Origin of the sequence: Allorhizocola rhizosphaerae, from assembly GCF_003426775.1 — a bacterium.
Classification (GTDB): domain Bacteria; phylum Actinomycetota; class Actinomycetes; order Mycobacteriales; family Micromonosporaceae; genus Allorhizocola; species Allorhizocola rhizosphaerae.
In genome coordinates, this window is the sequence record NZ_QJUG01000045.1 from 22,047 (window position 1) to 46,884 (window position 24,838).

A 24,838-nucleotide genomic window follows, 5' to 3' on the forward strand; every position below is an offset into this window, starting at 1 on the left:
AGGTCGGCCTCGCGGTACCGGCGGGCCTCCAGATGCCACCGCAGCAAGCCCGACATCCAGTCCTGCAGCCGCCCGACGTGGGTGTTGACCGCGTCGCGCCCGCCGGTGGGCAGCTCGTCCAGGAGGGCGGGCAACTCGTCGGCGACCACATGCTCAAATTGGCGCATCCGTGAGGCGGCCAGGTCGCCCGCGATGTCCATCGCCTGCTGCGGCCCGCAACCGAGGAAGTGCCGGGTCACCAGGACGAGGTTGTTGAGCTCGCCCTCGAATTCAATTTCTTTGCGGTATGAGACGACGTCGTTCACGATGCAGCAATAGTCCGTGGCCGCGACCTCCAGCGCGGACAGCGTCCGGTGTGCGGGCAGTTCGCCCCCGCTGGCGAGCCGGCTGAGGCTCATCGTGAACGGTGTGCCGAACGTGCGCCGGCGCATTTCGAGATGGTCCACGGGGTCGGGGATGCGGTGCTGGATCTGGTTGGCCAGCTCCCATAGCCAGCTCTCGGTCATGTCGCGCAGGTCGTGGTGCAGCCGCTCCCGCGATTGGGGCGCGACCGCGGCCGTCGTGCGCGCCCACAGGTCTGCCAGCGCGCGCTCCACGGCGTTGACGGGGGTCGGGATCGGGGTGTCATCGACGGGGATGAAGGCCGCCAGCCGCTCGTGGAACAGCTTGGCGCCAATCATGTCGCGCCTGAGTCCGTAGACGGCCGGGAAGTAGTCGTCGCCGTACGTGCCCCAGGTCAGCCAGCACGAGCTCAGGTCGAGCTCGGGTTCGCTTGCCTGCCAATGGATCCCGGCCGCGCACAGGGCGAAGTCGCCATTGCGCAGCTTGCGCTCGTCCCACACGCCCTCGTCGAGCATGCCCATCCGGCGGGCCCACGCCCAGCTCGTGCGGCGTGCGCTGTCCAGGTGCGGGCTGGTGCGCACGGGATACGGCATGGGGAAGTCGGGCAGCCGGAGCTCGCCGACGGGCTGGTACGGGACGTGGGCGTGTCCCTTGAGCCGCTTGAAGATTTGCGCGGCCGACACGCCCAGGCCGGTGGGCCCGCCGTCGAAGGAGCGTTCGGAGTTCATGTACCGGCTCGACCGCATGTGCCACTCGTGCCCGCCCGATTGCCAGTCCTGCAGGCCCTTGACGTAGGCGAGCACTTCAAGGCACTCCACGGGAGTCAGCGCGTGCTCGGCGAACAGGGGCGCGAGCTCGGTGAGCGTCGTGTTCTCGAACTGCTCCAGACGGGAGGTGAGCAGGTCGTTGACCGTGTCGGCGGCCTGCTGTGGCGAGTAGCCGAAGAAGTGCTGCACCACGAGCACGCCGTTGTTGATTTCGCCCTCGCGCTCGGTCTCGCGCTGGTAGGAGAAGATGTCGTTGCGCAGGTGGACGGCGTCGGCGAAGGTGTCGCGCAGCACGCGCATGGGCCGGCTCGCCGCGATGCGCGCGGGCACCTCGGCCCCTGCGGCGAACTCGACCAGCCCGGCCGACCACGGTGCGCCGCCCACTTTGCGGCGCATCTCGATGTATTCGATCGGGTTGGGCACCCGGTTGCCGCTGATGTTGGCGAGCTCCCACATCGACTCGTGGAGGAGGTGGTAGGTGGCCTCGGCGAAGCGGGTCCGCCAGCTCGCGGACATGTGTGGCACGGTGCGGTCCCACAGCTCGGCCAGGCCGCGCTCCACCGGGTTGGTCGGGTTTGGACGGTCGCCGCCGCCCGGCCCCAACGGCATGAAGGCGGGCAGGCGGTCGAGATAATCCTTGGCGCCCTTCAGATCTTGGGTGCGCTTGAAGATGTCCAGGAAGTGGTCGTCGAAGTAGAACACCCACACGTACCAGTCCGTCACCAGGTCGAGCTTGTCGCCCGGCGTGTCCGGGTGGGTGTAGGCGCACAGCAGCGCGTAGTCGTGTGAGTCGAGGTCGCGCTCGTCCCAGATCCCTTCGCTGAGCATGCCCATCGACTGCGCCCAGGCCTTGCTGTGCGCACGGGCGCGGTCGACGTTGGGGTTGAGGCGGGCCGGATACGGCATATAAAAACGCGGCAGTTTGAACGGTTGGCTCACCCTTCGATAACACCAGCAACCACGCCGCTAAGTCACGCAAAACCCCCCAAATGGGTACAAGTAGCGTGCAAGTTCGCCACAGCCACCGGCGAACCGAACTCGAGATGTATCCAGGCAAGCTAGCGCAAGGCGCGCGACCGCAGGGGGACATCGTGCGCGGCCGGGCGGTCCAGCAGCCAGACAGTGCGCTCCACACCGGACACGCCGGCAGCGGGCAGCTGCACCGGCCCGGCGCCGGTGCCCAGCGCCATGCCCACCGCCTTGGCCTTGTCGGCGCCCGACGCGATCAGCCACACCTCCTCGGCCGTGTTGATGGCCGGAAGCGTGAGCGTGATGCGGACCGGCGGCGGCTTCGGGCTGCCCCGCACCGCGCTCACCGGTCGCGCCTCGTAGGCGCTCGGATGCTCCGGAAACACCGACGCCACGTGCCCGTCCTCGCCCACGCCCAGCAGCAGCACGTCGAAGTGGGGCAGTTGGGCCGACCCGGGCGCGGCCGCATGGGCGAGCTCGCCCGCGTAACGGGCGGCGGCGAGCTCCGGATCGGCCCCGTCGGGCCCGTCGCTTGCCGGCATCGGATGCACCCTGCCCGGCTCAAGCGCCAGCCCGTCGAGCAGGGCCGCTCGCGCCTGCGTCTCGTTGCGGTCGGGATCGCCAATGGGCAGGAACCGCTCGTCGCCCCACCAGACGTCCACTCGCGACCAGTCGACCGCGTCACGCGCCGGGTTGGCCACGACCGCCGCGTAGACCGCGGCCGCCACGCGCCCGCCGGTGAGCACGACGCACGCCTCACCGCGCGCGGCTTGCGCATCGATCAGGCGCACAATCAGCCGCGCGGCCACCGCCTGCGCCAGCAGCTCCGCGTCCGCATGAACCACCACATCGACCGTCACGCCGCCCCCTCCCATCGCGCAGCGCCACCAGCCGAGCGGCACACGCGCCGGTCCGGCCTCAAGCGAGCGCGGCCATCACGGCACCGACCGTCGGACCGCTTCCCCGCCACCATCGCCTGCGGGCGCCGGCTCGGCTCCTTGCGGTTGGGCGGCGTCACGTGCTCACCCGCAGCGGGTCGCGCCAGACGTGCGTGCGCGTCGCTGGCCGCTGGCCGAGCCCTTCGCTGCCCGTGGCCGCCTCAAGCGCCGCAGCGTAGGGCTGGTCGGGGTCGAGCCGGCGCAGCTCCTCGGCCAGCTCCTCGCCGAGCCGCCGCTTGACCAGCGGCAGCACCCGGTCGCCCACGCCCGTGCGGCTCAGCATCGCGGTGCCGTCGCCCGAGCTGTGCAGGGCGAGCCGGCTGTCGTCGGTGAGGGTGAAGTCCACTCCGGACAGTGTGGCCGCGGGTTGCAGGTCGACCGTCAGGTTGAGCCGGGCCGTGAGCCAGCCGCGCAGCAGCGCGGTGGCCGGGTCGTTGGCCGAGCCGGTGACGGTCGCCGCCCGCACCCCGGTGCTCACGGTGTCGAAGGCGCCCGCGATCAGCGAACGCCAGCCGGTCAGCCTGGTCCAGGCCAGATCGGTGTCACCGGGCGCGTAATCGTCGGCCCGGCGGCGCAGCGACGACGTCGGGTCGGCGGTCTGCGTCACGTCCGTCACGCGCCGCTCGGCCACAACCCCCAGCGGGTCGTAGGCCAGCCGCTCCGGTGGCGGCCCGTGCCACCACGTCACCACCGGCACGTCGGGCGCCAGCAGCGGCATTACCACCGATTCGGGGTGCAGGGCAAGCCGCCCGTGCATGCGCATGACCACCGCCTCGCACGGGCCGAGCCGCCCGCCGACGATGATCTCGGCGTCGAGCCGTTCGTTGGCCTTCACGGTCGTGGCGTCGGGCCCCGGCACGGGCCCGCGTGTGACCACGAGCAGCCGGCACGGGTGCGACGCGGCCGCGATGGTCGCCGCGTCTTCGACCTCGCGCACCCGCCCCTCGTCGACGATCACGATCAGGGTGAGCGCCAGCCCGCTCGTGACGCTGCCCGTGCGCCGTTCGGCCGCAAGCTTTTTGACGACCTCACTGCCTGTCGTATCCCACAACGCGAGCATGTCAGGCCCTCCGCCACTGGTGGCCGGTGCGGGCCAGCATCTCGTCGGCCTCGCGCGGACCCCACTCGCCCGCGCGGTAGAAGGATGGCGTGGTGCCCGCCCATGCCTCCTCCAGCGGATCGACCACGCGCCAGCCCTCCTCGACCTCGGCCGCGTCGGGGAACAGCGTGCGATCGCCGATCAGCACGTCGAGGATGAGCCGCTCGTAGGCCTCGGGGCTGGCCTCGGTGAACGCCTCGCCGTAGGCGAAGTCCATGGTGATGTCGCGCAGCTCCATCGCCGTGCCCGGCACCTTTGACCCGAACTTGAGCGTGACGCCCTCGTCGGGCTGGACCCGGATGACCAATTGGTTGTGCCCCAACAGCTCCACGTCGTCGGCGTGGAACGGCAGGTGCGGCGCCTTCTTGAACAGCACGGCCACCTCGGTCACCCGGCGCGGCAGCCGCTTGCCCGCCCGGATGAAGAACGGCACCTCCGCCCACCGTCTGTTTTGGATGCCAAGCCGCACCGCGACGTAGCTCTCCGTGGTGGACTCGGGCGACACGTCCTCCTCCTCGCGGTAGCCCGGCACGCGTGCACCCGCGACCCACCCGGTCACATATTGCCCGCGCACCGTGTCGCGCATGATGTCGGCCGGGACCCTGATGGCGCGCAACACCTTCAGCTTCTCGGCGCGGATCTGGACCGAGTCGAACGTCGTCGGCTCCTCCATCGCGATCAGCGCCAGCAGTTGCAAAAGATGATTTTGCAGTACGTCACGGGCCGCGCCGGTGGTCTCGTAGAACCCCGCCCGGCTGCCGATGCCCACGTCCTCGGCCATCGTGATCTGCACCGAGTCGACGTATTTCGTGTTCCACAACGGCTCCCACAGCGCGTTGGCGAACCGCAGCGCGAGGATGTTTTGCACGGTCTCCTTGCCGAGATAGTGGTCGATGCGGAACACGTCCTCGGCGCTGACCACGTCGTCGACGAGATCGTTGAGCGCCTTGGCCGACGCCAGATCGGTGCCGAACGGCTTCTCCACGACCACGCGTCGCCACCCGCCCGCCTTGGCGTTGCTGGCCATGCCCGTGCGCTCCAGCTGCTTGAGCACCACCGGAAACGCCGACGGCGGGATCGACAGGTAGAAGGCCGCGTTGCCCGGAATCCCGTGCGTGTCGCGCAGCTCATCCAGCGTCGCCGCCAACTGGTCGAACGCGTTGTCGTCGTCGAACGACCCACCAACGAACCGGATGTTGCCCGAAAGCCGGGCCCACACCTCCTCCCGCCACGGCGTGCGGGCGTGCTCCATCGCCGCCTTGCGGGTCAGCTCCTCGAACTCGCCGTGGGCCCAGTCGCGCCGGGCAAAGCCCAGCACCACGAAGCCCGGCGGCAGCAGCCCGCGGTTGGCCAGGTCGTAAACCGCGGGGAGCAGCTTCTTGCGGGCCAGATCGCCGGTCACGCCGAAAATCACCAGCGCGCACGGATCGGGCACCCGTGGCAGGCGCCTGTCCTGCGGATCCCTCAGCGGGTTCATGCTCATGACAACGCCTGCAACAGCTGCTTGATGCCCGCTGCGCGGTCGGTCAGATGAAGTCGCACCAACGGGCGCCCCCGGCTCGCGAGCGCCTGCCGGTCGCCCGCGGCCTGCGCGGCCTGCAGCACGCCGAACGAGTACGGCTTGCCCGGCACCGGCAGGTCTTCGCTCACCGCACCGGTGATCTGCAGGAACGCGCCGACCTGCGGCCCGCCCTTGTGGAACTGGCCGGTCGAGTGCAGGAAGCGCGGCCCCCACCCGAACGTCACGGGCCGCCCGCCCGCCTTGGCCAGCAGCTCGCGCACCCCGGCCACGTTGGCGTCGGCGAACCGGTCGAGGTATGCCATCACGGCCACATAACCGCTGTCGGCCAACAGCTTGCGCACCGCGTCGGCGACGCTCTCCGCTCCATGACCCTCGATCGCACCCTCCACAAAGGACGGTCTCTCTTCGGGCGGCCCACTGTCCAGAATGGACGCCGTGTTGTTCTTCGACTCGGTCACGTTGGGCTGGTCGAACGGGTTGATGCCGAGCACCTGCCCCGCGAACGCGGTCGCCGCCTCCCAGCACAGGAACTGCGCGCCCAACGGCCCGTTGACCGACACGTCGGGCTCGACCCCGCCTCCGGCCACGTGGTTGGCGAACATCGACCCGCCAACGGTCACGGTCAGCACGCCCTCGCCCTTGCCGCCGACGCTCGTGGGCGTCTCGATGACCACGGGCAGGATGCCCCTGCCCTCCTTGCCGGTCGACTCGGCGATCAGCTGCTCGGCCCAGTCGCCCAGCCCCTGAATGCCCGACCCGTCCTCCACCAGCGCTGCGAAACCCCTTGTGGCAAGGGCAGAACCGAGCGCAAGCGCCGGGTTGTCGCTCGCCGACGCGATCGATGGCGCGAACGCGTCCGCCTGGTCGAGCAGCTCGGAGACGTCGACTCCGGCAAGCGCACTCGGCACTAGACCGAAGGCGGTCAAAGCGGAATAGCGACCGCCCACCTCCGGATCGGCCTGGACCACGAACGCGCCCATCTGCTGGGCGACCTCGAGCAGCGGTGAGCCCGGGTCGGTCACCACGACGAAATGCCGGCCCGCCTCGGCCTCGGTCAGCCCGGCGTCGAGGAACGCCTGCCAGTAGGCCCGCCGGTGGCTGTCGGTCTCGATGGTGGTGCCGGACTTGCTCGACACGACCACCACCGTCCGAAGCAGACGGTCGCCCAGCGCCCGCCGCACCTGGCCGGGATCGGTGGTGTCGAGCACGGTCAGCCGCTTGCCCATGGTCAGCGCGATCACCTCGGGGGCCAGCGACGAGCCGCCCATGCCCGCGAGCACGACGTGGTCGAGATCGGACAGCTCGTCGCGCAGCTCGGCCAGCATCGGCACGAGCGCCCGGCTGCGCTCGAACGTGTCGACCCAACCCAATCTGATCCGCGCCTCCTCCACGGCGGAGGAACCCCACAACGCCGGGTCCTTTTCGGACAGACGGGTGGGCGCGTTGGCCGCGATCAGCCCGTCATAGACCTCGTGGGGCGGGTTGGCCACGCGGACGGTCAACCCGCCCGCGACCGAAACCTCATCCATGGCTCTCCAATGCCCTTTGGACGGTCTGCAGCATCTCCTGCCAGCTCGCGGAGAACTTCTCGACGCCCTCGCGCTCGAGGACCGCGACGACGTCGTCGTAGTCAATCCCAGCTTCCTTGAGCGCCACCATGGTCTCACGCGCGTCCGACAATTTCGGAGTGATCGCGTCGGCCTCGATCGGGGTCGTCGCCTGCTCGACCGCGTTGAGCGTCTTCTCCGGCATGGTGTTCACCACACCCGGGGCGACCAACTCGTCCACATAGATTGTGGGGGAGTAGGCGGGGTTCTTCGTGCCCGTGGATGCCCAAAGTGGACGCTGCGCGTTGGCGCCCTGCTCCTTGAGCGCGGACCAGCGATCCGACGCCATGACCTCCTGATAGGCCGCATATGCCAACCGTGCGTTGGCCACGGCCGCCTTGCCCGCCAACTCCGAATCGGCGCCGAGCCGCTTGTCAACCTCAGTGTCCACACGCGACACGAAGAACGACGCCACCGACTGGATCTTCGACAGGTCATGCCCGTTCTTGGCCGCCTGCTCCAGGCCGCTCAACCACGCGTCCATCACCTCGCCATAGCGCTGCAGCGAGAAGATGAGGGTCACGTTGATGCTCATCCCCTTGGCCAGCGTGGCCGTGATCGCGGGCAGGCCCTCGCGGGTCGCCGGGATCTTCACGAACAGGTTCTCCCGGTTGACCAGCCACCACAGCTGCTTGGCCTCCGCGATGGTCGCCTCGGTGTCGTGCGCCAGGCGCGGATCCACCTCGATGGAGACCCGCCCGTCCTGGCCGCCGCTCGCGTCGAACGCCGGCCGCATCACATCGCACGCCCAGCGCACGTCGTACGTCGTGATCATCCGCATGGCCTCCTCGACCGTGACCTTGCGCACAGCCAAGTCGCGCAGCTGCAGGTCGTAGTCGTCGCTTGTGGACACCGCCGCGGCGAAAATGGTCGGGTTGCTGGTCACGCCGACCACATGCTTCTCGCGGCGCAGATAGTCGAGATTGGTCTGCGAACCGCCCTCGGCCAGCCGCTCCCGCGAAATGTCGTCCAGCCAGATGGCGACGCCCGCCTCTGACAACTGCTTCAATCTGTCCGTCATCGATTCTCCAAGGTTTCTTCAGGCGAAGCCGTGGCCTGACATCTCAGTTTCCCGTCGTCTCGCCTTTTATTTGAGCGGTACGCGACAGCGCCGCGCGGCACGCGGCGACCACGTTGTCCGGGGTGAACCCGAACTGCTCGAACAACACTTGATAAGGCGCGCTGGCGCCGAAGTGTTCCAGGCTCACGCACTGCCCATAGGGCCCGACCAGATCGCGCCACGGCATGGCGATGCCCGCCTCGACGCTGACCCGGGCCTTCACGTCCGGCGGGAGCACGGTATGCCGGTAGTGCTCGTCCTGCCGGTCGAACCACTCGCGGCACGGCATCGACACCACCCGCACCCGGTGGCCCTCCTCCTCCAGCCGCTCGCGCGCCTTGAGCGCGATCGACACCTCCGACCCGGTGGCAATGATGATCACCTGTGGCGCGGCCCCGTCGCTCGCCTCGGCCAGGATGTAGCCGCCGCGCTCGAACCCCTTGACCGAGCCGGGCTCCAGCGTGGGTACGTTCTGCCGGGTCAGGCACAGCGCGGTCGGCCGGTCGGTGTGCGTCAGCGCCATACGCCAAGCATGCGCCGTCTCGTTGGCGTCCGCCGGGCGCACCACGTCGAGCCCGGGGATCGCGCGCAGCGCGGCGAGGTGCTCGATCGGCTGGTGGGTCGGCCCGTCCTCGCCGAGGCCGATCGAGTCGTGCGTCCAGACGTAGATCACGGGCAGTTTCATCAGCGCGGCCAGGCGGACGGCCGGCCGCATGTAGTCGCTGAAGACCAGGAACGTGCCTCCGTACGGCCTGGTGCCTCCGTGCAGCGCGATGCCGTTGAGGACGCTGCCCATGCCGTGCTCGCGGACTCCGAAGTGGAGCACGCGACCGTACTCATGCCCGGAGAACTCCTTCGTCGAGAACTCCGCCGGGACGAACGAGGGCTCGCCCTTCATGGTCGTGTTGTTGCTCTCGGCGAGGTCGGCCGAGCCGCCCCACAGCTCGGGCAGCACGGGCGCGAGCGCGCCCAGCACCTGGCCGGACGCGGCCCGGGTGGCGATGCCCTTGGCGTCGGCCGGGAACGTGGGCAGCGCCTTGGCCCAGCCGTTGGGCAGGGTCCGAGTCTGCATGCGGCGCAACAGCTCCGCGCGGTCGGGGTTGTCCTTCTCCCACTGCTCGAACCGGGCTTCCCACTCCTTGTGCAGCTCGCGTCCGCGCCGTGCGACCGCGCGCGCGTGCTCGAGCACCTCGGCATCGACCTCGAAGGACGAGGACGGGTTGAGGCCCAGGATCTTCTTGGTCGCGGCCACCTCGTCGGTGCCCAGCGCCGAACCGTGGATCTTGCCGGTGTTCTGCTTGTTGGGCGCGGGCCAGCCGATGACGGTCTTCAGGGAGATGAAGCTCGGTCGGTCCGTGACCTCCCTGGCGTTCTGGATCGCGGCCCACAGCGCCTCGACGTCCTCGTGGTAGCCGGTGTCGCCGCCGCGCCAGTCGACGGTCTGGGTGTGCCAGCCGTAGGCCTCGTAACGCTGGTTGACGTGCTCCGACTTGGCGATCTTCGTGTCGTCCTCGATCGAGATCTCGTTGTCGTCGTAAATGACGATGAGGTTGCCCAGCTTCTGGTGCCCGGCCAGGGCCGACACCTCGTGACTGACCCCCTCCTCGATGTCGCCGTCGGAACAGAAAACGTAGATGTGGTGGTCGAACGGGCTCGCCCCGGGAGCGGCGTCGGGGTCGAGCAGGCCGCGCTCGCGCCTGGCCGCCATGGCCATGCCGACCGCGTTGCCCAGGCCCTGGCCCAGCGGGCCGGTCGTCGTCTCGACGCCGCGGGTGTGGCCGTACTCCGGGTGACCCGGCGTCAGGGAGCCCCATTGCCGTAGTGCACGCAGGTCACCGAGCTGGAGCCCGTACCCGGAAAGGTAAAGCTGTATATAGAGGGTGAGGCTCGAATGCCCGCAGGACAGCACGAAGCGGTCCCGGCCCAGCCAGTCGGGATCGTTGGGGTCGTGCCGCATCACCCGCTGGAACAGCAGATAGGCGGCGGGGGCGAGGCTCATCGCGGTGCCGGGGTGCCCGTTTCCGGCACTTTCCACGGCATCCATCGCGAGCACGCGGACGGTGTCCACGGCGCGGCGGTCAAGCTGTGACCAAGTCAGTTGCTCCACGCTAGTTGACCCTACCCACCCCGCGCACAGCCCACGCGTGAACCCGCCGTAACCTTGGCCCGGTGAGCACGGCCTCTGTAGTTGTATCCGCCTCCCGCCTCGCGACCATCAAGGCCTACATCGCGCTGACCAAGCCGCGCATCGTGGAATTGCTTCTGGTGACGACGGTTCCGGCCATGATGCTGGCCGCCGACGGGCTCCCGTCGCTGTGGCTGATCGCGGTCGTGCTGGTCGGCGGGTCCCTGGCCGCGGGTGGGTCAAGTGCGATCAACTGCTACCTCGACCGTGACATCGATCCGCTGATGGGCCGCACGTCGCGCCGGCCGATCGTGACCCGGGCGATCGCCCCGCGCAATGCGCTGATCTTCGGGTTGACCCTTGCCGTGATCTCCGTCGCATTGATGGCCGCGTTCACCAACCCGCTGGCCACCTGGCTGACCGTGGGCGCGATCGTCTACTACGACCTGATTTACACGGCCTGGCTCAAGCGCACCACCAAGCACAACACGTTCTGGGGCGGGGTGTGCGGGGCGATGCCGGTGCTGATCGGCTGGGCTTCGGTCACCGGATCGCTCGCGCCCTTGGCGTGGCTGCTGTTCGGCGTGGTCTTCTTCTGGCAGATGCCGCACTTTTACGCGCTGGCCATCCGGTTCCGTGACGATTACGCCCGTGCGGGGATCCCGATGCTGCCGGTCGTGGCCACACCGATCCATGTGGCCCGCGACGCGGTCATCTACGCCTGGCTCACGGTGCTGTGTTCCCTCGCCGCCTGGCCCTGGGGATTTTCCACCATCTATGGGGTACCGGCCATCGTCTGCGGTGGCATGTTCTTGTTGGAGGCGCACGGGCTCTACGGGCGCACCCGGCGCGGTGAGACGGCCAACCCGATGCGCCTGTTCCACTGGTCCACCGCCTATCTCACGATCGTGTTCGTGGCCGCGGCCGTCGACGTCTTCATCTGATCGCGTAGTGGCCGTCATGGTTTCGTCATGCAACTGACCTGGAATGCCGCGGCTTATACAAGAATCGCCGGATTTTTCGGGTCACCCGAACGATGCTGGAACTGGCTGTCCGATGTGTGGTTGATTGGCCCGGATAAACCGCGCTGAACCGGGCGAATCTGCGATTGCAGTCCCGTAACAGGAGTCACAAACCGCGATCAGGGGGCGGCAAACGCGGCCCGGTTTTGCGTAAGGTGCAGTACATGGCAGATGGTTCAGATACGACGGTGACGCTCGAACATCCAAACGCAGGCCTGATCACAGGCCTGAAGGAGTTCGCCGCCGCGCATGGCGGAGCCAAGGGCGTCATTGAATACGTGGGCAAGCGCGGTGCTCGCATCGTGCTCGTGGGCAACGACGGTGAGTGGGGCGACCAGTTCGCCGACAGCACCGACATCGCCCGCGAAGCCTGCGTCCGGGCTGGCATCACCGTAGAGAACGAGTGGGAGCGGGAGCTCATCGAGCTCATGCGACCGACGAACGACCTGTGGCGTTCAATGTCGAAGCGGACCCTTACGCGTTAGCTCGCCTGATAACATGATCTTGTGAGTACCCCCGTTCACTCGTCGACCCGGGCTGAGGCCCGGGTCGCTCTTGTTACCTGCGCCGACCTGGCCGAGCTTGAGCCCGACGACCAGCTGATCGTCGAGCCGCTGCGAGCACTGGGCGTCGAGGCGGTGGCCGAGGTCTGGGACGCGCCCGACGTCGACTGGGATGCCTACGACCTGGCCGTGCTGCGCTCCCCGTGGGACTACATCGGCCGGCGCAAGGAGTTCGTCGCCTGGGCACACAGCGTGGCGCGGCTGGCCAACCCGGCGCCGGTGGTGGAGTGGAACACCGACAAGCGCTACCTCGCCGAGCTCGCGGCCGCGGGCGTGCCCGTGATCCCGACGACGTTCGTGGGGCCGGGCGAGGTCTGGTCGCCCCCGGCGAGCGGCGGGGATTATGTGATCAAGCCGGCGGTGAGCGCGGGCAGCCTCGACACCGGGCGCTACGGTCCGGGCCATGCGGCGGAGGCGTCCGCCCACATCGGACGGTTGCAGGCCGACGGGCGGCTCGTGATGGTCCAGCCATATCTGCCCGCGGTGGATACCTATGGCGAGACCGCGCTGCTGTACTTCGCCGACCCGGCCGACGGCAAGCTGGTGTTCAGCCACGCGATCCGCAAGGGCCCCATGCTCTCCGGGCCCTACACCGGGGTGCCCGGACTGTACAAGGAGGAGCAGATCGAGCCGCGCGTGCCCACCGCGACCGAGCTGGCCGTGGGCGATGCGGTGATCGCCGTGCTGCCGGAAGGTTTGCTTTACGCGCGCGTCGACCTGATCCCTGACGAGGCCGGCAACCCGCTGCTGGTAGAGGTCGAGCTCACCGAGCCGTCGCTGTTTTTCGGCTACGACCTCGATGCCCCCGCCCGCTTCGCCGCCGCGATTCGCGCCCGCCTCGGCTGACCCCTAGACGCCGGCCAGTTCGGAAGGCTTGGCGATGTGTTGTTCGGCGGGGGCCAAGTCGGCAGGCCGTGGCGCGGTCGTGTCCAGCGTGCGCAGCGTTGCGATCCACACCAGGCAGGCGCCGAGCAGGTGGAAGCCGACCAGGATCACGGGCAGGCCGGTGAAGTACTGCACGAAGCCGATCGCGCCCTGGGAGAGCAGGACGACGCCCAGCACGACGACCGCGCGGGCGACGGAGGCACTTCCCAGCGCGCGGGCCGCGAACCACATCGCGACCGTGACCCCCGCGAACAGAAACACCGAGTCGACGTGCAGCTGCGAGATCATTTCCGGGTCGAGCCCGGTGCGCACGGCCTTGTCGTCGCCCGCATGCGGCCCGCTGCCCGTCACGACCACACCGACAACGAGCACCAGTGCGCTGGCGACCGTCACGACCCAGGCGAGCGGCCTCAAACGCGGCTCGGTCAGCTGTGGATTGGGGTTTGCGGAGCGCCATAGCCGGTACGCGGCCGCGATCAGCGCCATCGAGATGAGGAAGTGTGGCCCGACGAAGTACGGGCTCAGGTCGAAGGTGACGGTCAGCCCGCCCACGAGCCCCTGCAACAGCACGCCGCCGAGGACGAGCGCAGCGAGGCGGCGGTGTGATGTGCGCCACGCGGCTAACAGCGTGAGGATCGCGATCGCGCCGACGACCAGGGACAGCACGCGATTGCCGAACTCGATCGCGCCGTAGACGCCCAGCGCGGGTGTTGTCGCGTAGGAATCCTCGGTGCACTTGGGCCACGTCGGGCACCCGAGCCCGGAGCCGGTGAGGCGCACGGCCCCGCCCGTGATCACGATCCCGACGTTCGCCACGAGGTTGGCCAACGTGAGCTGGCGCAGCTTTTTTCGCACGGCCCGAGAATAGTCCGTTGCGGATCAGGATCATTCGTGGCTACTGTTCGCGGTACACGGCGAAAGGAGGTGATCCTAAGTTGGATAGCAACGGGACACATGAGGTGGCTGTTCGTTAGCCGCTGTCCTTGACAGAAATACTGGTCGAGTCCGTGTGAAGCGGCCGACGACGTAAAACAGCTACCGAGACCCACGTGGTTAACGGCCTTGTCCAGCCGAGTCGGCACCCCGACGCCACGTGGGTCTTTTGCTCCCTCACCCCTCTTGCGCTGCCGCCGCCATGGCGGTTGGAGGGGCTGGGTTAGGGGAGGCTAACTTTAGGTGGGGCGTGTCACCGAGCGCGGCGTTTGCCCGATCGCCCGGAAATAAGTCACACTGGCGTAGTGAAAAAGGCTGCGCTGGTGGCGAGCGAGGTGCCCGACCTGCGGACGCGGGACCGGGTCATGGCCTTGCTGTCCCACGGTGCTGCCACGGCCGGTGAGCTGGGGGCCCAGCTGGGCCTCAAGCCGGCGGCCATCCGCAGGCATCTCGACGCGATGCTAGCCGAAGGGCTCGTGACCGAGCGTGAGCGGGTCCAGCGCGGGCCTCGCGGTCGAGGGCGGCCTGCCAAGATCTTCGTGCTGACCGACGCCGCCCGCGAGGGCTACGGCAAGCACACCTACGACGACCTGGCCACGGCCGCGCTGAGGTGGATCAGCCGGCAGGGCGACAAGGCGGTGGCGAGCTTCGCCGCCGCGCAGGTGGAGGCGCTTGAGGAGCGGTGCTCGGCCGCCGTGCGGGAGGCGGGTGACGATCCTCTCGCCCGTGCGGAGGCGCTCGCGGCCGCGCTGACCGCCGAGGGTTACGCTGCCAGCGCGTCCACGATCGCCTCCGGCGGCCAGCTGTGCCAGCATCACTGCCCGGTGGCGCACGTCGCCGCCGAGTTCCCGCAGCTGTGCGAGGCCGAGACCCAGGTGATCTCTCGCCTGGTCGGCACGCACGTGCAACGTCTCGCGACCATCGCTCATGGGGATGGTGTGTGTACCACGCACATTCCCGGGCAACATATAGTGAGGAAGATCGATGACTGAGACCGCTCACGACCAGCTGGCTGGGCTGGGCACCTACGAGTATGGCTGGGCCGACCCGGACATCGCGGGTGCCGCGGCGCAGCGCGGTCTGTCCGAGGCCGTGGTGCGAGACATCTCGGCGAAGAAGAACGAGCCCGAGTGGATGCTCGACCTGCGCCTGAAGGGCCTGCGCCTGTTCCAGCGCAAGCCGATGCCGGCGTGGGGCGCCAACCTGTCCGGCATCGACTTCGACAACATCAAGTACTTCGTGCGCTCGACCGAGAAGCAGGCAACCAGCTGGGAAGAGCTCCCCGAGGACATCAAGAACACCTATGACCGGCTCGGTATCCCCGAGGCGGAGAAGCAGCGGCTCGTGGCCGGTGTGGCGGCGCAGTACGAGTCCGAGGTGGTGTACCACAAGATCCGGGAGGATCTTGAGGAGCAGGGCGTGGTCTTCCTGGACACGGACACGGCGCTCAAGGAGCATCCCGAGATTTTCAAGGAGTACTTCGGGACCGTGATCCCCGTGGGGGACAACAAGTTCGCTGCGCTCAACACGGCCGTGTGGTCGGGTGGGTCGTTCATCTACGTGCCGCCGAACGTCAACGTGGAGATCCCGCTGCAGGCCTACTTCCGGATCAACACGGAAAACATGGGCCAGTTCGAGCGCACGCTCATCATCGTGGACGAGGGATCGTACGTGCACTACGTGGAGGGGTGCACCGCGCCGATCTACTCCAGCGACTCGCTGCACAGCGCGGTGGTGGAGATCATCGTGAAGCGCAATGCCCGCTGCCGGTACACGACGATTCAAAACTGGTCGAACAACGTCTACAACCTCGTGACCAAGCGGGCCGTGGCGCACGAGGGCGCGACCATGGAGTGGATCGACGGCAACATCGGGTCGAAGGTCACGATGAAATACCCGGCGGTCTTCATGACCGGTGAGCACGCCAAGGGAGAGGTGCTCAGCGTTGCGATGGCCGGTGAGGGCCAGCACCAGGACGCGGGCGCCAAGATGGTGCACGCCGCGCCGCACACGTCCAGCACGATCATCTCGAAGTCGATCGCGCGTGGTGGTGGCCGGACCAGCTATCGCGGGCTCGTGCAGGTGCTGGAGGGGTCGCACCACTCGAAGTCGACGGTGAAGTGTGACGCCCTGCTGGTGGACACGATCTCGCGCTCCGACACCTACCCGTATGTGGACATCCGCGAGGACGACGTGGCCATGGGGCACGAGGCGACCGTGTCCAAGGTGAGCGAGGATCAGCTGTTCTACCTGATGAGCCGGGGCATGACCGAGGACGAGGCGATGGCGATGATCGTCCGTGGCTTCATCGAGCCGATCGCCAAGGAACTGCCGATGGAGTACGCGTTGGAGCTCAACCGGTTGATCGAGATGCAGATGGAAGGCGCCGTCGGTTAATGAGCACACTGACTGAGACCGCTCCGCCCAAGACGAAGTCGCAGGCGCTGAGGTCGTTCCACGTTGCCGATTTCCCCACGCTGACCGGGCGCGAGGAGGAGTGGCGGTTCACGCCGCTGCGGCGGTTGCGTGGGCTGGCCACGACGACTGAAGGCGCGTCGGCGAAGCTCGCGTATGAGGCGGACGGGGTGAAGCTGTCCACTGTGGACAGTGTGGACCCGGTCCTGGTGCCGTTCGACCGGATCAGCGCGCTGGCCTATGAGAAGGCCGATGGCGTGACGCTGATTGAGGTCGATGGGGTGCTGGAGCGCCCGGCGGTGGTCAAGGTGACCGGCGGGGGAGAAGGGCTTGCGTTCGCGCGCACGTTCGTGAAGGTGGGGCTGTTCGCGGAGGCCGTGCTGGTGTTGGACCAGCAGGGCACGGCGACGCTCGCCGACAACGTGGAGGTCGTGGTCGGTGACGGCGCGAAGCTGACGTTCGTGACCGTGGCCGACTGGGACCGCGAAACCGTTCAGGCGCAACACATCCGGTTCCGCGTGGGCAAGGACGCACGCGTGATCCACGTGCACGTGAGCGTGGGCGGGGATCTCGTGCGGCAATACACGAGCGTGGAATACGCGGGCCGCGGGGGCGACCTCGAGGCCTGGGGGTTGTACTTCGCCGACGGCGGGCAGCACCTGGAGCACCGGCTCCTGGTCGACCATTCCGTGCCTGACTGCCGGTCGTATGTGGGCTATCGCGGCGCGCTGCAGGGGTCCGACTCGCACACGGTGTGGGTGGGCGACGTGCTGATCCGGGCGGAGGCCACGGGCACCGACACCTACGAAATCAACCGTAATCTGGTGCTCTCCGACGGGGCGCGCGCTGACTCGGTACCAAATCTGGAAATTGAAACCGGTGAGGTCGCAGGGGCTGGGCACGCCAGCACCACTGGGCGTTTTGACGACGAGCATCTGTTCTATCTGATGTCGCGCGGGATCCGCGAGGACGAGGCCAGGAAGCTTGTCGTGCGGGGCTTTTTCGCGGAGTTGCTCGACAAGATTCCGGTGGAGGAGCTGCGCGAGCGGCTGGGCACGAAGATTGAGGCGCGTCTTCTGGAGGCGGGCGCATGAGCGAGTGGCTTGCCCGAGCGAGTCAAGAGCCAGGCACCGCGGAGGGCAGCGGAGGGATGCCATTGAACTTCGAGCGAGTGGCGTCGGTCGACGAGATCGCGAAGGGCGCGTCGATCGCCGTGGAGGTCGGCAACACCCCGGTCGCGGTCGTGCACGCCGAGGACGACAACTTCTACGCGATCTATGACGAGTGCTCGCACGCGGCCGTGGCCCTGTCCGAGGGCGAGGTCGACGGGTGCACCCTGGAGTGCTGGCTGCACGGTTCCCGTTTTGATCTGCGTACCGGTCAGCCGACTGGGCTGCCCGCCACCGAGCCGGTCCCTGTCTATCCCGTCGAGATCCGCGACGGTGAAATCTATGTTGGAGTAAGCGAATGAGCGTCCTTGAGATCCGTGACCTGCAGGTGTCGGTCAAGCTGCCGGATGGGGAGCTGAAGCCCATTCTGTCCGGGGTGAATTTGACCGTCGGGGCTGGTGAGACCCACGCGATTATGGGGCCCAACGGTTCCGGCAAGTCGACGCTGGCCTATTCCATTGCGGGACACCCGAAATACCAGATCACAGGCGGGTCGGTGACGCTTGACGGGCGAGACGTGCTCGCGATGAGCGTTGACGAGCGGGCGCGGGAAGGGCTGTTCCTGGCGATGCAGCATCCGGTGGAGGTGCCGGGCGTGAGCATGGCCAACTTCCTGCGGACCGCCAAGACCGCGATCGAGGGGGAGGCCCCGAAACTGCGCACGTGGAGCGGCGAGCTCAAGGGTGCCATGGAGCGTCTGGGCATGGACCCGGCGTTCGCCCAGCGCAACGTCAACGAGGGGTTCTCGGGTGGCGAGAAGAAGCGCAACGAGATCGTGCAGCTCGAGCTGCTCAAGCCGAAGATCGCGATCCTGGACGAGACCGACTCGGGGCTGGATGTAGACGCGCTGCGGGTCGTGAGTGAGGGTGTGAACCGGGTTCACGAGACTACCGATGTCGGCATCCTGCTGATCACACACTGGACGCGGATCCTGCGCTACATCAAGCCCGACTTCGTGCACGTGTTCGTGGGCGGGCGGATCGTCGAGGAGGGCGGCCCGGAGCTTGCCGACAAGCTGGAGGCCGAGGGTTACGACCGCTACAAGGCAGTGCAGGGGGCCTGAGAGTCATGACCACGCTGACCATCCCGGACGGGATGCCGCAGTACTCCGAGGAGCCGCGCCTTGACGTGGCCCGGATCCGGCAGGACTTCCCGATCCTGAGCCGGGAGGTCAACGGGCACCCACTGGTCTATTTGGACAGTGCGAACACGTCGCAGAAGCCGCAATCGGTGATCGACGCGATCAGCGAGCACTACGCGATGCACAACGCCAACGTGGCCCGGTCGGTGCACACGCTCGGGACCGAATCGACCGAGGCGTACGAGGGCGCGCGGGCCACGGTGGCGCGGTTCATCAACGCACCGCGGCCCGAGGAGGTCGTGTTCACCAAGAACGCGACCGAGGCGATCAACCTGGTGGCACACTCGCTCGCGAGCCGGCTGGGGCCGGGCGACGAGATCGTGATCTCCGAGATGGAGCACCACTCCAACATCGTGCCGTGGCAGCTGCTGTGCGAGCGCACGGGCGCGACACTGCGCTGGTTCGGGCTCACCGAGTCCGGGCGGCTGGATGAGTCCAATGTGGAGGAGCTCATCAACGAGCGCACGAAGCTGGTCTCGATCGTGCACACGTCGAATGTCCTGGGCACGATCAATGCCACGGCCCGGATCACCGAGCGGGTGCGCGAGGTCGGCGCGCTGCTGATGCTCGACTGCTCGCAGACCGTGCCCCATCGCGGGTTCGACGTCGTGGACTACGACGTGGATTTCATCGCGTTCACCGGGCACAAGATGCTGGGGCCCACCGGGATCGGCGTGCTGTGGGGGCGCTACGAGCTGTTGGCGGACATGCCCCCGTTCCAGGGCGGCGGCTCGATGATCGAGACGGTGCGGATGACCGGCACGACATATGCCGCGCCGCCCGCCCGGTTCGAGGCCGGCACGCCGCCGATCGCGCAGGCGGTCGGGCTCGGCGCGGCGGTCGACTACCTGGAGGCGATCGGCATGGACGCGATCGCCTGGCACGAGAAGGAACTCACGGCGTACGCGCTCGACGCGCTCGACACGGTGAAGGGGCTGCGGATCGCCGGGCCGAAGGTGCCCGTGGGCCGCGGCGCCACGATATCGTTCAGCCTGGATGGGATTCACCCGCACGACGTGGGGCAGGTGCTCGACTCCCTGGGTGTGCAGGTCCGGGTCGGGCATCACTGCGCCAAGCCGGTCTGCGAACGCTACGGGGTACCGGCCCTGACCCGGGCCTCGTTCTACCTTTACACGACGACTGAAGAGGTTGATGCCCTGGTGCGCGGCCTTGAGCAGGTGAAGAGGATGTTCGGCTAGCCATGCAGATCGATCAGCTTTACCAGGAGATCATCCTGGACCACTACAAGCACCCGCACGGGCGAGGGCTCAGGGAGCCGTACTCGGCCGAGGTGCACCATGTGAACCCGACCTGCGGCGACGAGATCACCCTGCGGGTCGCCGTGGACGGCGAGAAGGTCACCGACATCTCGTTCGCCGGGCAGGGCTGCTCGATCAGCCAGGCCTCGGCGAGCGTGCTGCACGAGCTGCTCACCGGCCGCACGGTCGGCGATGCCCTGGCCGCGCACGCCTCGTTCACGGAGCTGATGCAGGGCAAGGGCCAGATCGAGCCCGACGAGGAAATACTGGGCGACGGCATCGCGTTCGCCGGAGTGGCGAAGTATCCGGCGCGGGTCAAGTGCGCGTTGCTGGCATGGATGGCGTTGAAGGACGCGCTGGTTCGTTCGGTGGAGGTTAGTGATGGCAACAAAGGCTGATGATGTCACCGAGGCGATGAAGGACGTCGTCGATCCCGAGCTCGGCATCAACGTGGTGGACCTGGGCCTGGTCTACGGCGTGCACGTGGATGACGAAAACGTTGCCACGCTTGACATGACGCTCACCTCCGCGGCGTGCCCCCTGACCGACGTCATCGAGGAGCAGACCCGGGCCGCGCTGTGCACCGGGCCGGGCGGCGGGCTGGTGTCCGACTTCCGGATCAACTGGGTGTGGATGCCGCCGTGGGGTCCCGACAAGATCACAGATGATGGCCGGGATCAGTTGCGCTCCTTGGGCTTCAACGTCTGATTTTTGAGGGTACCGCGGTGTTGCCCGCCCGGACTGCGAGGCGGGCATGGGGCATGTGATGAGCCGAGCCGCTGTGGCGTTGGCCCAAGGGGTGAGGTGCCGGCCGGCGGACCTCGTTCTCTCCATCGGGATCCCCCCGAATACCTCGATGTTGAGGGTTCAAGCCTCCTCGTGCGCACATATCGCCTCAATCGGGCATTCGGCTGATATGCCATATAGGTAATTTGGTTTTGTTCATGCGGGCGATGCGAAAAGATCCTCCCCATGGAGCTTCGTACGTCAGTGCTTGCCGATCGGCCCGATCTGTGGGGCGACGCGTTCTGGGACATGGAGGATTCGTGGCCCGAATTTATGAAACACGACCCGATCGGCAACACCTACTACGCCGTGGCCGTCGAGCTGTTCGCCGACTACATCCTGGTCTTCGAGGACGAGCGGGGTGAGATCGTCGCGAAGGCCTACACTGCCCCGTTCAAGTCGGTCGGCGACGAACTGTTCGACGACGGCTGGGACGGCGTGATCCGGCGGGCGCTGCGGACCAAGCTCGTCGGCGACACACCGGACACGGTGTCGGCCATCGAGATCGTGATCAAGCCGGGGCTCCAGGGGCTCGGGCTGTCCGGAAAAATCCTGGCGGCCATGCGGAAAAACGTGGCGCGGCTCGGATTCCGCGAGCTGTTCGCGCCGGTGCGGCCCAATGGCAAGGCCGACCCGACCGAGCCGATGTCGAGCTACGCCTTCCGCGTGCGCGACGACGGGCTGCCCGTCGATCCATGGCTGCGTGTGCACGTGCGCGTGGGCGGGGTCATTGAGAAGGTGGCAACGCGCTCGATGGTGATCCCCGGGACGCTCGCCGAATGGCGGGAGTGGACCGGCCTGCCGTTCGACCAATCGGGGCCCGTCATTGTCCCGAAGGCGCTCACGCCCGTGCTGTGCGACGTCGAGCACGACCGCGCCGTCTACATCGAGCCCAACGTCTGGGTCAGACACAAGACGGTGGCCTAGGCTTTCTGGCGAAGAGAGACAGCATGACGCGATGGAACTGACGCCGGATCCAACCGTAGATGATCTTGAGAAGCTCCCTGACCATGGCTTCCGCTATGAGCTGCACGAAGGGAATCTCCTCATCCTCTCACCGGCTACCGCCTGGCACTTCAAAGCCATCATGCGGCTGGTCACAGCGCTGTCGCGAGCAGGTCGTCCCGTTTCCGGTGCGGTGGGCATCAAAGTTTGGACCTCGTGACTCACGGACGGCTGATGTCGCGGTGTTTCACCATGCGTTCGACGAGGATGTCGCCTTTCCCGCCATCGGCCATCGCCATCGAAATCGTGTCGCCGTCCTCCCAGGAGATGAACCGCGTTACGAAGCCACGCCACGACGCGCAGGCGGGCATCCCGAGTACTGGCGGGTGGAACGTGCCGACAGCCGCGACGACGCGACGGTTTATCAGCACGATTTGGTGCGCACGGCCGACGGTGGTCTGGCCTATGCCCAGACGCGCATGACGACCCTCGTCGAGCTGGAGAAGAACGCCGAATAATCGCTGGCGGGCGGCGAGCTGGGCGGATGAGAATGGGCGCATGATTGATCCCCATCGGATGCGAAGGCCCCTGATCGTCGCGGCGATTGGTGCTGGCCGACAGCAGACGGTGGCCACGAAGGGGCGGGTGCGTCAGGCGCAGTCATGACCGAGCGCTCCCGCGAGGTCCGCAGTTGCGTCAGGGCGGCGCCTCCGAGCGCCGGCGAGAAGGCGTCGGCATGACCGCCGCGGTGGTGGCGGGGCTGATCGCCGGCTATGGCGTGGCGATCCCGATCGGGGCGATCGCTCCCCTGCTGATGAGCCTGACCGCGCGCACGTCGTTGCGGGTCGGTGCGGCCGCGGCACTGGGTGTGGCTGCGGCGGACGGTGTTTACGCCTTGGTGGCGGTGTTGGGCGGGGCTTCACTCTCGCGGTGGATCCAGCCGGTGGCCGTGCCGCTGCGGTGGATCGCCGTGGTGATCCTGCTGTACCTGGCCGTGCGGATCGCCTTGAGCGCGCTGCGCAAGCCGGGCGAGGTGGGCCTGAACGTCAGCACGCCGCTGCGGGCGTTCGGTGCGTTGCTCGGGCTGACACTGCTCAACCCGACCACGATCCTGTATTTCGGCGCGCTCGTGCTGGGTTGGCAGGCATCGGGCGGGTTCAACGGCGCGATGGGTGCGGTGTGGATCGCGGCGGTGTTCGTGGCCTCCGCAAGCTGGCAACTGCTGATCGCGGGCGGAGGGGCGCTGTTGGGCAAGACATTGAACACGCCCAAGGGTCGCCTGTGGACGGCACTTATCTCTTCACTCATGATCGGTGGCTTAGCGTTGGCGATAGTAATGTGATTCCGTGCTGCCTGCCCCTCGTGCCCTGTTGCTGGATTTTGGCGGGGTCATCGTCGACTCGCCGCGGACGCCAGACGACGAGCTGCTGCCTCGGGTCGTCAACCGGGTCAAGGAGCTGATCGGCGGCTTACTTTCGGCAGAGGAGATCGCGGCCGAGCTGCGCCGTGCCGACGCGCTGCGCGACCAGTTGCGCGACTCCTCCCACGATCACGTCGAGGTGAGCGCGCAGAAGCTGTGGGGCGAACTGGTCGCCGACCTGTGGCCCGAAGACGCGCGGGAAAAACTCTTGGCGCATGCCGACGAGCTGACCTACCTGTGGGCGTACCGTCCGAGTTGGAGAGTGGTCGACGGCATGTACGAGCTGTTCGACTACACGCTCGGGGAGGGCCTGCCGGTGGTCGTGGTGAGCAACACCCGCAGCGGGCAGGCGCACCGCGACAAGCTGGAGCGGCTCGGGCTGACCCCCGCGTTCGCCGCGCAGATCTACAGCGACGAGCTCGGCGTGTGCAAACCACACCCCGAGATGATCTGGACGGCGGCCCGTTTCCTGGACGAGCCGGTCACGCGCTGCTGGATGGTCGGGGATCAGGGCAAGGACATCGAGTGCGCGCGCAAGGCCGGGACGGGCGCGGCGATCCTCCTCGGGCCGGGTGGGGCCGAGGAGGCCGATGCCACTGTCGCGAATGGACATGAGCTGCTTAGGCTGCTGAGGTGATCGTCACCAATGCGGTCTGGGCCGGTGTACCGCTTGCCGTGCGCAGGGTTTCCCGCGGCCTGGCCGTCGCCGCCTCCGACGGGATCTGGCTTGCGTCGTGGCCGTGGGTCGGTCTGATCGCCCCGATCGTGGGCCTGGCCGCCGGAGTGTTCGTCGGTGCGGTGCACCCGGGTTTCGAGGTGCTGTTCATCGAGGCGCTGTGGCTGCTGATCGGGATCGCGGTGGTCGGCGCGCTGTCTGGTGCCGTGGGGCTGTACCTCACCATCGGGTTTGTCATCGGCGATCTGGCGTTCGCTGACAGTCCACTGTGGACGATGCGACTGCAGTATCTGCCGTTGCTGTTGCTCGCGGTCGGGGTGCCGCTTGCCGCCAAGTCGCTCGCGGCGGAGCTGCGGCTGCCCGAATCCGTGCCGGGCGTGCTGCGAGCGGTGGTCGGGCTGGGCGCGTTCGTGCTCATTACCGGGCTGCTCGTGTATGCGTGGGTGAAGGCCGTCCCGCTGGTGCTGCGGCCGGTGCACGTGTGGGCGGGCGAGCTGCCGCCCCAGCCGGTCATTCTCAACGGGCGATGGGTGGTCATCGCGGCCATGGTCGCGGCGGCGGGGCGGGCGGTTGCGCAGGCCCTGGTGAAGACGCCGGACTTTCCGCGCGTGCGGCCGGTCGTGCCGCTGTGGGACCGCGTGCCCGTGGTGGTCAAGCTCGTGCTGCGGGCCGCTCTGGTGACGGTTTTGCTGGCCGGGCTGTATGAGAATGTCGTGCACGCGGTGCTCGCGTTTGTGGTCGTGTTGGCGGCGCAGTTCGTCGCGACAATGCTGCGGGCGCGCGGGCAGCGGGGCTACGGCATCCCGCGGGTGGCCCGGGTCGCGATCGCGGTCGTTCCGGTGTACCTGGTCGGCATGTGGATGCTGCCGTTGTTCATCGAGCGGCGGGCGACGAGTTTTGTGCCCATGCTGTTGCTCGCGCTGATCGCCGCGGTGCTGTTGAGCGTCGTCAACCCGGTGCGGGAGTCACGCGGCGGTGCCGTTGCGGGGCAGCATGGCACGCCGGTCCAGGAGCCGGAGTCGACAGCCTCGGTAGCGGCCGCGTGGGACGCCGAGTTTGAGCCGACACGCCTCGCCACGGCCGACCGGGAGGCCGAGCGCAAGCGGCCGGGCTTGGCGGCGGCGGACTGGGAGGCCGAGCGCGAGCGGCCGGGCTTGGCGGCGGCGGACTGGGAGGCCGAGCGCGAGCGGCCGGG

Annotated in this window: 24 protein-coding genes and 1 pseudogene; 16 read left to right on the forward strand and 9 right to left on the reverse strand. The window is 67.9% G+C overall.

Annotated elements, in window-relative coordinates; translation table 11 throughout:
• Nucleotides 1-170: 170 nt before the first annotated feature.
• The 7 genes and pseudogenes from DM816_RS44375 to tkt all read right to left on the reverse strand — a co-directional run.
• Nucleotides 171-2,015: pseudogene (locus DM816_RS44375) on the reverse strand (terpene synthase family protein); the annotation flags it as partial.
• A 152-nt stretch (nucleotides 2,016-2,167) separates the two neighbouring features.
• On the reverse strand, nucleotides 2,168-2,938 hold the full coding sequence (pgl, locus tag DM816_RS12145) for a 6-phosphogluconolactonase (protein WP_246001906.1): 771 nt from the start codon (nucleotides 2,936-2,938) through the stop codon (nucleotides 2,168-2,170).
• Nucleotides 2,939-3,092: 154 nt separating this feature from the next.
• Nucleotides 3,093-4,076 carry a glucose-6-phosphate dehydrogenase assembly protein OpcA gene (locus DM816_RS12150; protein WP_117210286.1) on the reverse strand — a complete coding sequence of 328 codons (984 nt, stop codon included), beginning with the start codon at nucleotides 4,074-4,076 and terminating at the stop codon, nucleotides 3,093-3,095.
• Between the two features lies 1 nt (nucleotide 4,077).
• Entirely contained in the window at nucleotides 4,078-5,592 is a 1,515-nt protein-coding gene (gene zwf / locus DM816_RS12155) for a glucose-6-phosphate dehydrogenase (protein WP_170318807.1), read from the reverse strand.
• Between the two features lie 2 nt (nucleotides 5,593-5,594).
• Entirely contained in the window at nucleotides 5,595-7,166 is a 1,572-nt protein-coding gene (locus DM816_RS12160; RefSeq protein WP_117210289.1) for a glucose-6-phosphate isomerase, read from the reverse strand.
• Nucleotides 7,159-8,265 (reverse strand): transaldolase, encoded by a 1,107-nt coding sequence (tal, locus tag DM816_RS12165; RefSeq protein ID WP_117210291.1) that lies wholly within the window; start codon nucleotides 8,263-8,265, stop codon nucleotides 7,159-7,161. Before tal ends, DM816_RS12160 begins: the two co-directional genes overlap by 8 nt.
• 43 nt (nucleotides 8,266-8,308) lie before the next feature.
• The gene (gene tkt / locus DM816_RS12170; protein WP_246001907.1) at nucleotides 8,309-10,348 is read right to left on the reverse strand and encodes a transketolase; all 2,040 of its coding nucleotides are present in this window, start codon (nucleotides 10,346-10,348) and stop codon (nucleotides 8,309-8,311) included.
• A gap of 125 nt (nucleotides 10,349-10,473) precedes the next feature.
• Here tkt and DM816_RS12175 point away from each other — a divergent pair, with 125 nt between their 5' ends.
• The 3 genes from DM816_RS12175 (at nucleotide 10,474) to DM816_RS12185 (ending at nucleotide 12,860) form a co-directional block, all read left to right on the forward strand.
• Complete coding sequence (locus DM816_RS12175; protein WP_117210295.1) at nucleotides 10,474-11,373, forward strand: heme o synthase; 900 nt, start codon at nucleotides 10,474-10,476, stop codon at nucleotides 11,371-11,373.
• 242 nt (nucleotides 11,374-11,615) lie between these two features.
• On the forward strand, nucleotides 11,616-11,936 hold the full coding sequence (locus tag DM816_RS12180; RefSeq protein ID WP_117210296.1) for a hypothetical protein: 321 nt from the start codon (nucleotides 11,616-11,618) through the stop codon (nucleotides 11,934-11,936).
• A gap of 21 nt (nucleotides 11,937-11,957) precedes the next feature.
• Nucleotides 11,958-12,860 (forward strand): ATP-grasp domain-containing protein, encoded by a 903-nt coding sequence (locus DM816_RS12185; protein WP_117210298.1) that lies wholly within the window; start codon nucleotides 11,958-11,960, stop codon nucleotides 12,858-12,860.
• Between the two features lie 3 nt (nucleotides 12,861-12,863).
• Here the strand turns inward: DM816_RS12185 and DM816_RS12190 are convergent, their stop codons facing one another.
• Entirely contained in the window at nucleotides 12,864-13,754 is an 891-nt protein-coding gene (locus DM816_RS12190; protein ID WP_117210299.1) for a COX15/CtaA family protein, read from the reverse strand.
• Between the two features lie 443 nt (nucleotides 13,755-14,197).
• On the opposite strand from DM816_RS12190, the gene DM816_RS12195 reads away from it, so the two are divergent.
• From DM816_RS12195 to DM816_RS12240, 10 genes are all read left to right on the forward strand, one after another.
• Nucleotides 14,198-14,824 (forward strand): helix-turn-helix transcriptional regulator, encoded by a 627-nt coding sequence (locus DM816_RS12195; RefSeq protein WP_117210325.1) that lies wholly within the window; start codon nucleotides 14,198-14,200, stop codon nucleotides 14,822-14,824.
• Nucleotides 14,817-16,229, forward strand: a complete 1,413-nt coding sequence (sufB, locus tag DM816_RS12200) for a Fe-S cluster assembly protein SufB (protein WP_117210300.1) — start codon at nucleotides 14,817-14,819, stop codon at nucleotides 16,227-16,229. The genes DM816_RS12195 and sufB overlap by 8 nt, the downstream gene beginning before the upstream one ends.
• Nucleotides 16,229-17,341, forward strand: coding sequence for a Fe-S cluster assembly protein SufD (sufD, locus tag DM816_RS12205; RefSeq protein WP_117210302.1), 1,113 nt, complete (start codon nucleotides 16,229-16,231; stop codon nucleotides 17,339-17,341). The genes sufB and sufD overlap by 1 nt, the downstream gene beginning before the upstream one ends.
• A 62-nt stretch (nucleotides 17,342-17,403) precedes the next feature.
• Nucleotides 17,404-17,718 (forward strand): non-heme iron oxygenase ferredoxin subunit, encoded by a 315-nt coding sequence (locus DM816_RS12210; protein WP_425455237.1) that lies wholly within the window; start codon nucleotides 17,404-17,406, stop codon nucleotides 17,716-17,718.
• Nucleotides 17,715-18,479, forward strand: a complete 765-nt coding sequence (gene sufC / locus DM816_RS12215; protein ID WP_117210305.1) for a Fe-S cluster assembly ATPase SufC — start codon at nucleotides 17,715-17,717, stop codon at nucleotides 18,477-18,479. The genes DM816_RS12210 and sufC overlap by 4 nt, the downstream gene beginning before the upstream one ends.
• A gap of 5 nt (nucleotides 18,480-18,484) precedes the next feature.
• Complete coding sequence (locus DM816_RS12220) at nucleotides 18,485-19,756, forward strand: cysteine desulfurase (protein WP_117210307.1); 1,272 nt, start codon at nucleotides 18,485-18,487, stop codon at nucleotides 19,754-19,756.
• 2 nt (nucleotides 19,757-19,758) lie between these two features.
• Nucleotides 19,759-20,214, forward strand: a complete 456-nt coding sequence (sufU, locus tag DM816_RS12225; protein WP_117210308.1) for a Fe-S cluster assembly sulfur transfer protein SufU — start codon at nucleotides 19,759-19,761, stop codon at nucleotides 20,212-20,214.
• Nucleotides 20,198-20,524, forward strand: a complete 327-nt coding sequence (locus DM816_RS12230) for a metal-sulfur cluster assembly factor (RefSeq protein WP_117210310.1) — start codon at nucleotides 20,198-20,200, stop codon at nucleotides 20,522-20,524. Before sufU ends, DM816_RS12230 begins: the two co-directional genes overlap by 17 nt.
• Nucleotides 20,525-20,788: 264 nt before the next feature.
• On the forward strand, nucleotides 20,789-21,529 hold the full coding sequence (locus tag DM816_RS12235) for an N-acetyltransferase (protein ID WP_117210311.1): 741 nt from the start codon (nucleotides 20,789-20,791) through the stop codon (nucleotides 21,527-21,529).
• A 31-nt stretch (nucleotides 21,530-21,560) separates the two neighbouring features.
• Nucleotides 21,561-21,767, forward strand: coding sequence for a PDDEXK family nuclease (locus tag DM816_RS12240; RefSeq protein ID WP_117210313.1), 207 nt, complete (start codon nucleotides 21,561-21,563; stop codon nucleotides 21,765-21,767).
• A 1-nt stretch (nucleotide 21,768) separates the two neighbouring features.
• Here DM816_RS12240 and DM816_RS42445 read toward each other — a convergent pair whose 3' ends face one another.
• Nucleotides 21,769-22,107, reverse strand: coding sequence for a hypothetical protein (locus DM816_RS42445; RefSeq protein WP_162907369.1), 339 nt, complete (start codon nucleotides 22,105-22,107; stop codon nucleotides 21,769-21,771).
• Between the two features lie 176 nt (nucleotides 22,108-22,283).
• Between DM816_RS42445 and DM816_RS12245 the strand changes: the two genes are divergently transcribed.
• The 3 genes from DM816_RS12245 to DM816_RS12255 all read left to right on the forward strand — a co-directional run.
• On the forward strand, nucleotides 22,284-22,889 hold the full coding sequence (locus DM816_RS12245) for a LysE/ArgO family amino acid transporter (RefSeq protein WP_117210315.1): 606 nt from the start codon (nucleotides 22,284-22,286) through the stop codon (nucleotides 22,887-22,889).
• Nucleotides 22,890-22,893: 4 nt separating this feature from the next.
• Complete coding sequence (locus DM816_RS12250) at nucleotides 22,894-23,604, forward strand: HAD family hydrolase (RefSeq protein WP_117210316.1); 711 nt, start codon at nucleotides 22,894-22,896, stop codon at nucleotides 23,602-23,604.
• Nucleotides 23,601-24,838, forward strand: a 1,238-nt coding sequence (locus tag DM816_RS12255; RefSeq protein WP_162907370.1) for a hypothetical protein, incomplete at its 3' end; no start/stop codon positions are given. The genes DM816_RS12250 and DM816_RS12255, both read left to right, overlap by 4 nt.

Coding starts and splice junctions, on each gene's coding strand:
- zwf (WP_170318807.1), bottom strand. CDS start 5,592: ATGAACCCGCTGAGGGATCCGCAGGACAGGCGCCTGCCACGGGTGCCC.
- tkt (WP_246001907.1), bottom strand. CDS start 10,348: ATGGATGCCGTGGAAAGTGCCGGAAACGGGCACCCCGGCACCGCGATG.
- DM816_RS12230 (WP_117210310.1), top strand. CDS start 20,198: ATGGCAACAAAGGCTGATGATGTCACCGAGGCGATGAAGGACGTCGTC.
- sufC (WP_117210305.1), top strand. CDS start 17,715: ATGAGCGTCCTTGAGATCCGTGACCTGCAGGTGTCGGTCAAGCTGCCG.
- DM816_RS12220 (WP_117210307.1), top strand. CDS start 18,485: ATGACCACGCTGACCATCCCGGACGGGATGCCGCAGTACTCCGAGGAG.
- sufD (WP_117210302.1), top strand. CDS start 16,229: ATGAGCACACTGACTGAGACCGCTCCGCCCAAGACGAAGTCGCAGGCG.
- sufB (WP_117210300.1), top strand. CDS start 14,817: ATGACTGAGACCGCTCACGACCAGCTGGCTGGGCTGGGCACCTACGAG.
- DM816_RS12235 (WP_117210311.1), top strand. CDS start 20,789: ATGGAGCTTCGTACGTCAGTGCTTGCCGATCGGCCCGATCTGTGGGGC.
- tal (WP_117210291.1), bottom strand. CDS start 8,265: ATGACGGACAGATTGAAGCAGTTGTCAGAGGCGGGCGTCGCCATCTGG.
- DM816_RS12240 (WP_117210313.1), top strand. CDS start 21,561: ATGGAACTGACGCCGGATCCAACCGTAGATGATCTTGAGAAGCTCCCT.
- DM816_RS12195 (WP_117210325.1), top strand. CDS start 14,198: ATGGCCTTGCTGTCCCACGGTGCTGCCACGGCCGGTGAGCTGGGGGCC.
- sufU (WP_117210308.1), top strand. CDS start 19,759: ATGCAGATCGATCAGCTTTACCAGGAGATCATCCTGGACCACTACAAG.
- DM816_RS12180 (WP_117210296.1), top strand. CDS start 11,616: ATGGCAGATGGTTCAGATACGACGGTGACGCTCGAACATCCAAACGCA.
- DM816_RS42445 (WP_162907369.1), bottom strand. CDS start 22,107: ATGCGCCCATTCTCATCCGCCCAGCTCGCCGCCCGCCAGCGATTATTC.
- DM816_RS12160 (WP_117210289.1), bottom strand. CDS start 7,166: ATGGATGAGGTTTCGGTCGCGGGCGGGTTGACCGTCCGCGTGGCCAAC.
- DM816_RS12150 (WP_117210286.1), bottom strand. CDS start 4,076: ATGCTCGCGTTGTGGGATACGACAGGCAGTGAGGTCGTCAAAAAGCTT.
- DM816_RS12245 (WP_117210315.1), top strand. CDS start 22,284: ATGACCGCCGCGGTGGTGGCGGGGCTGATCGCCGGCTATGGCGTGGCG.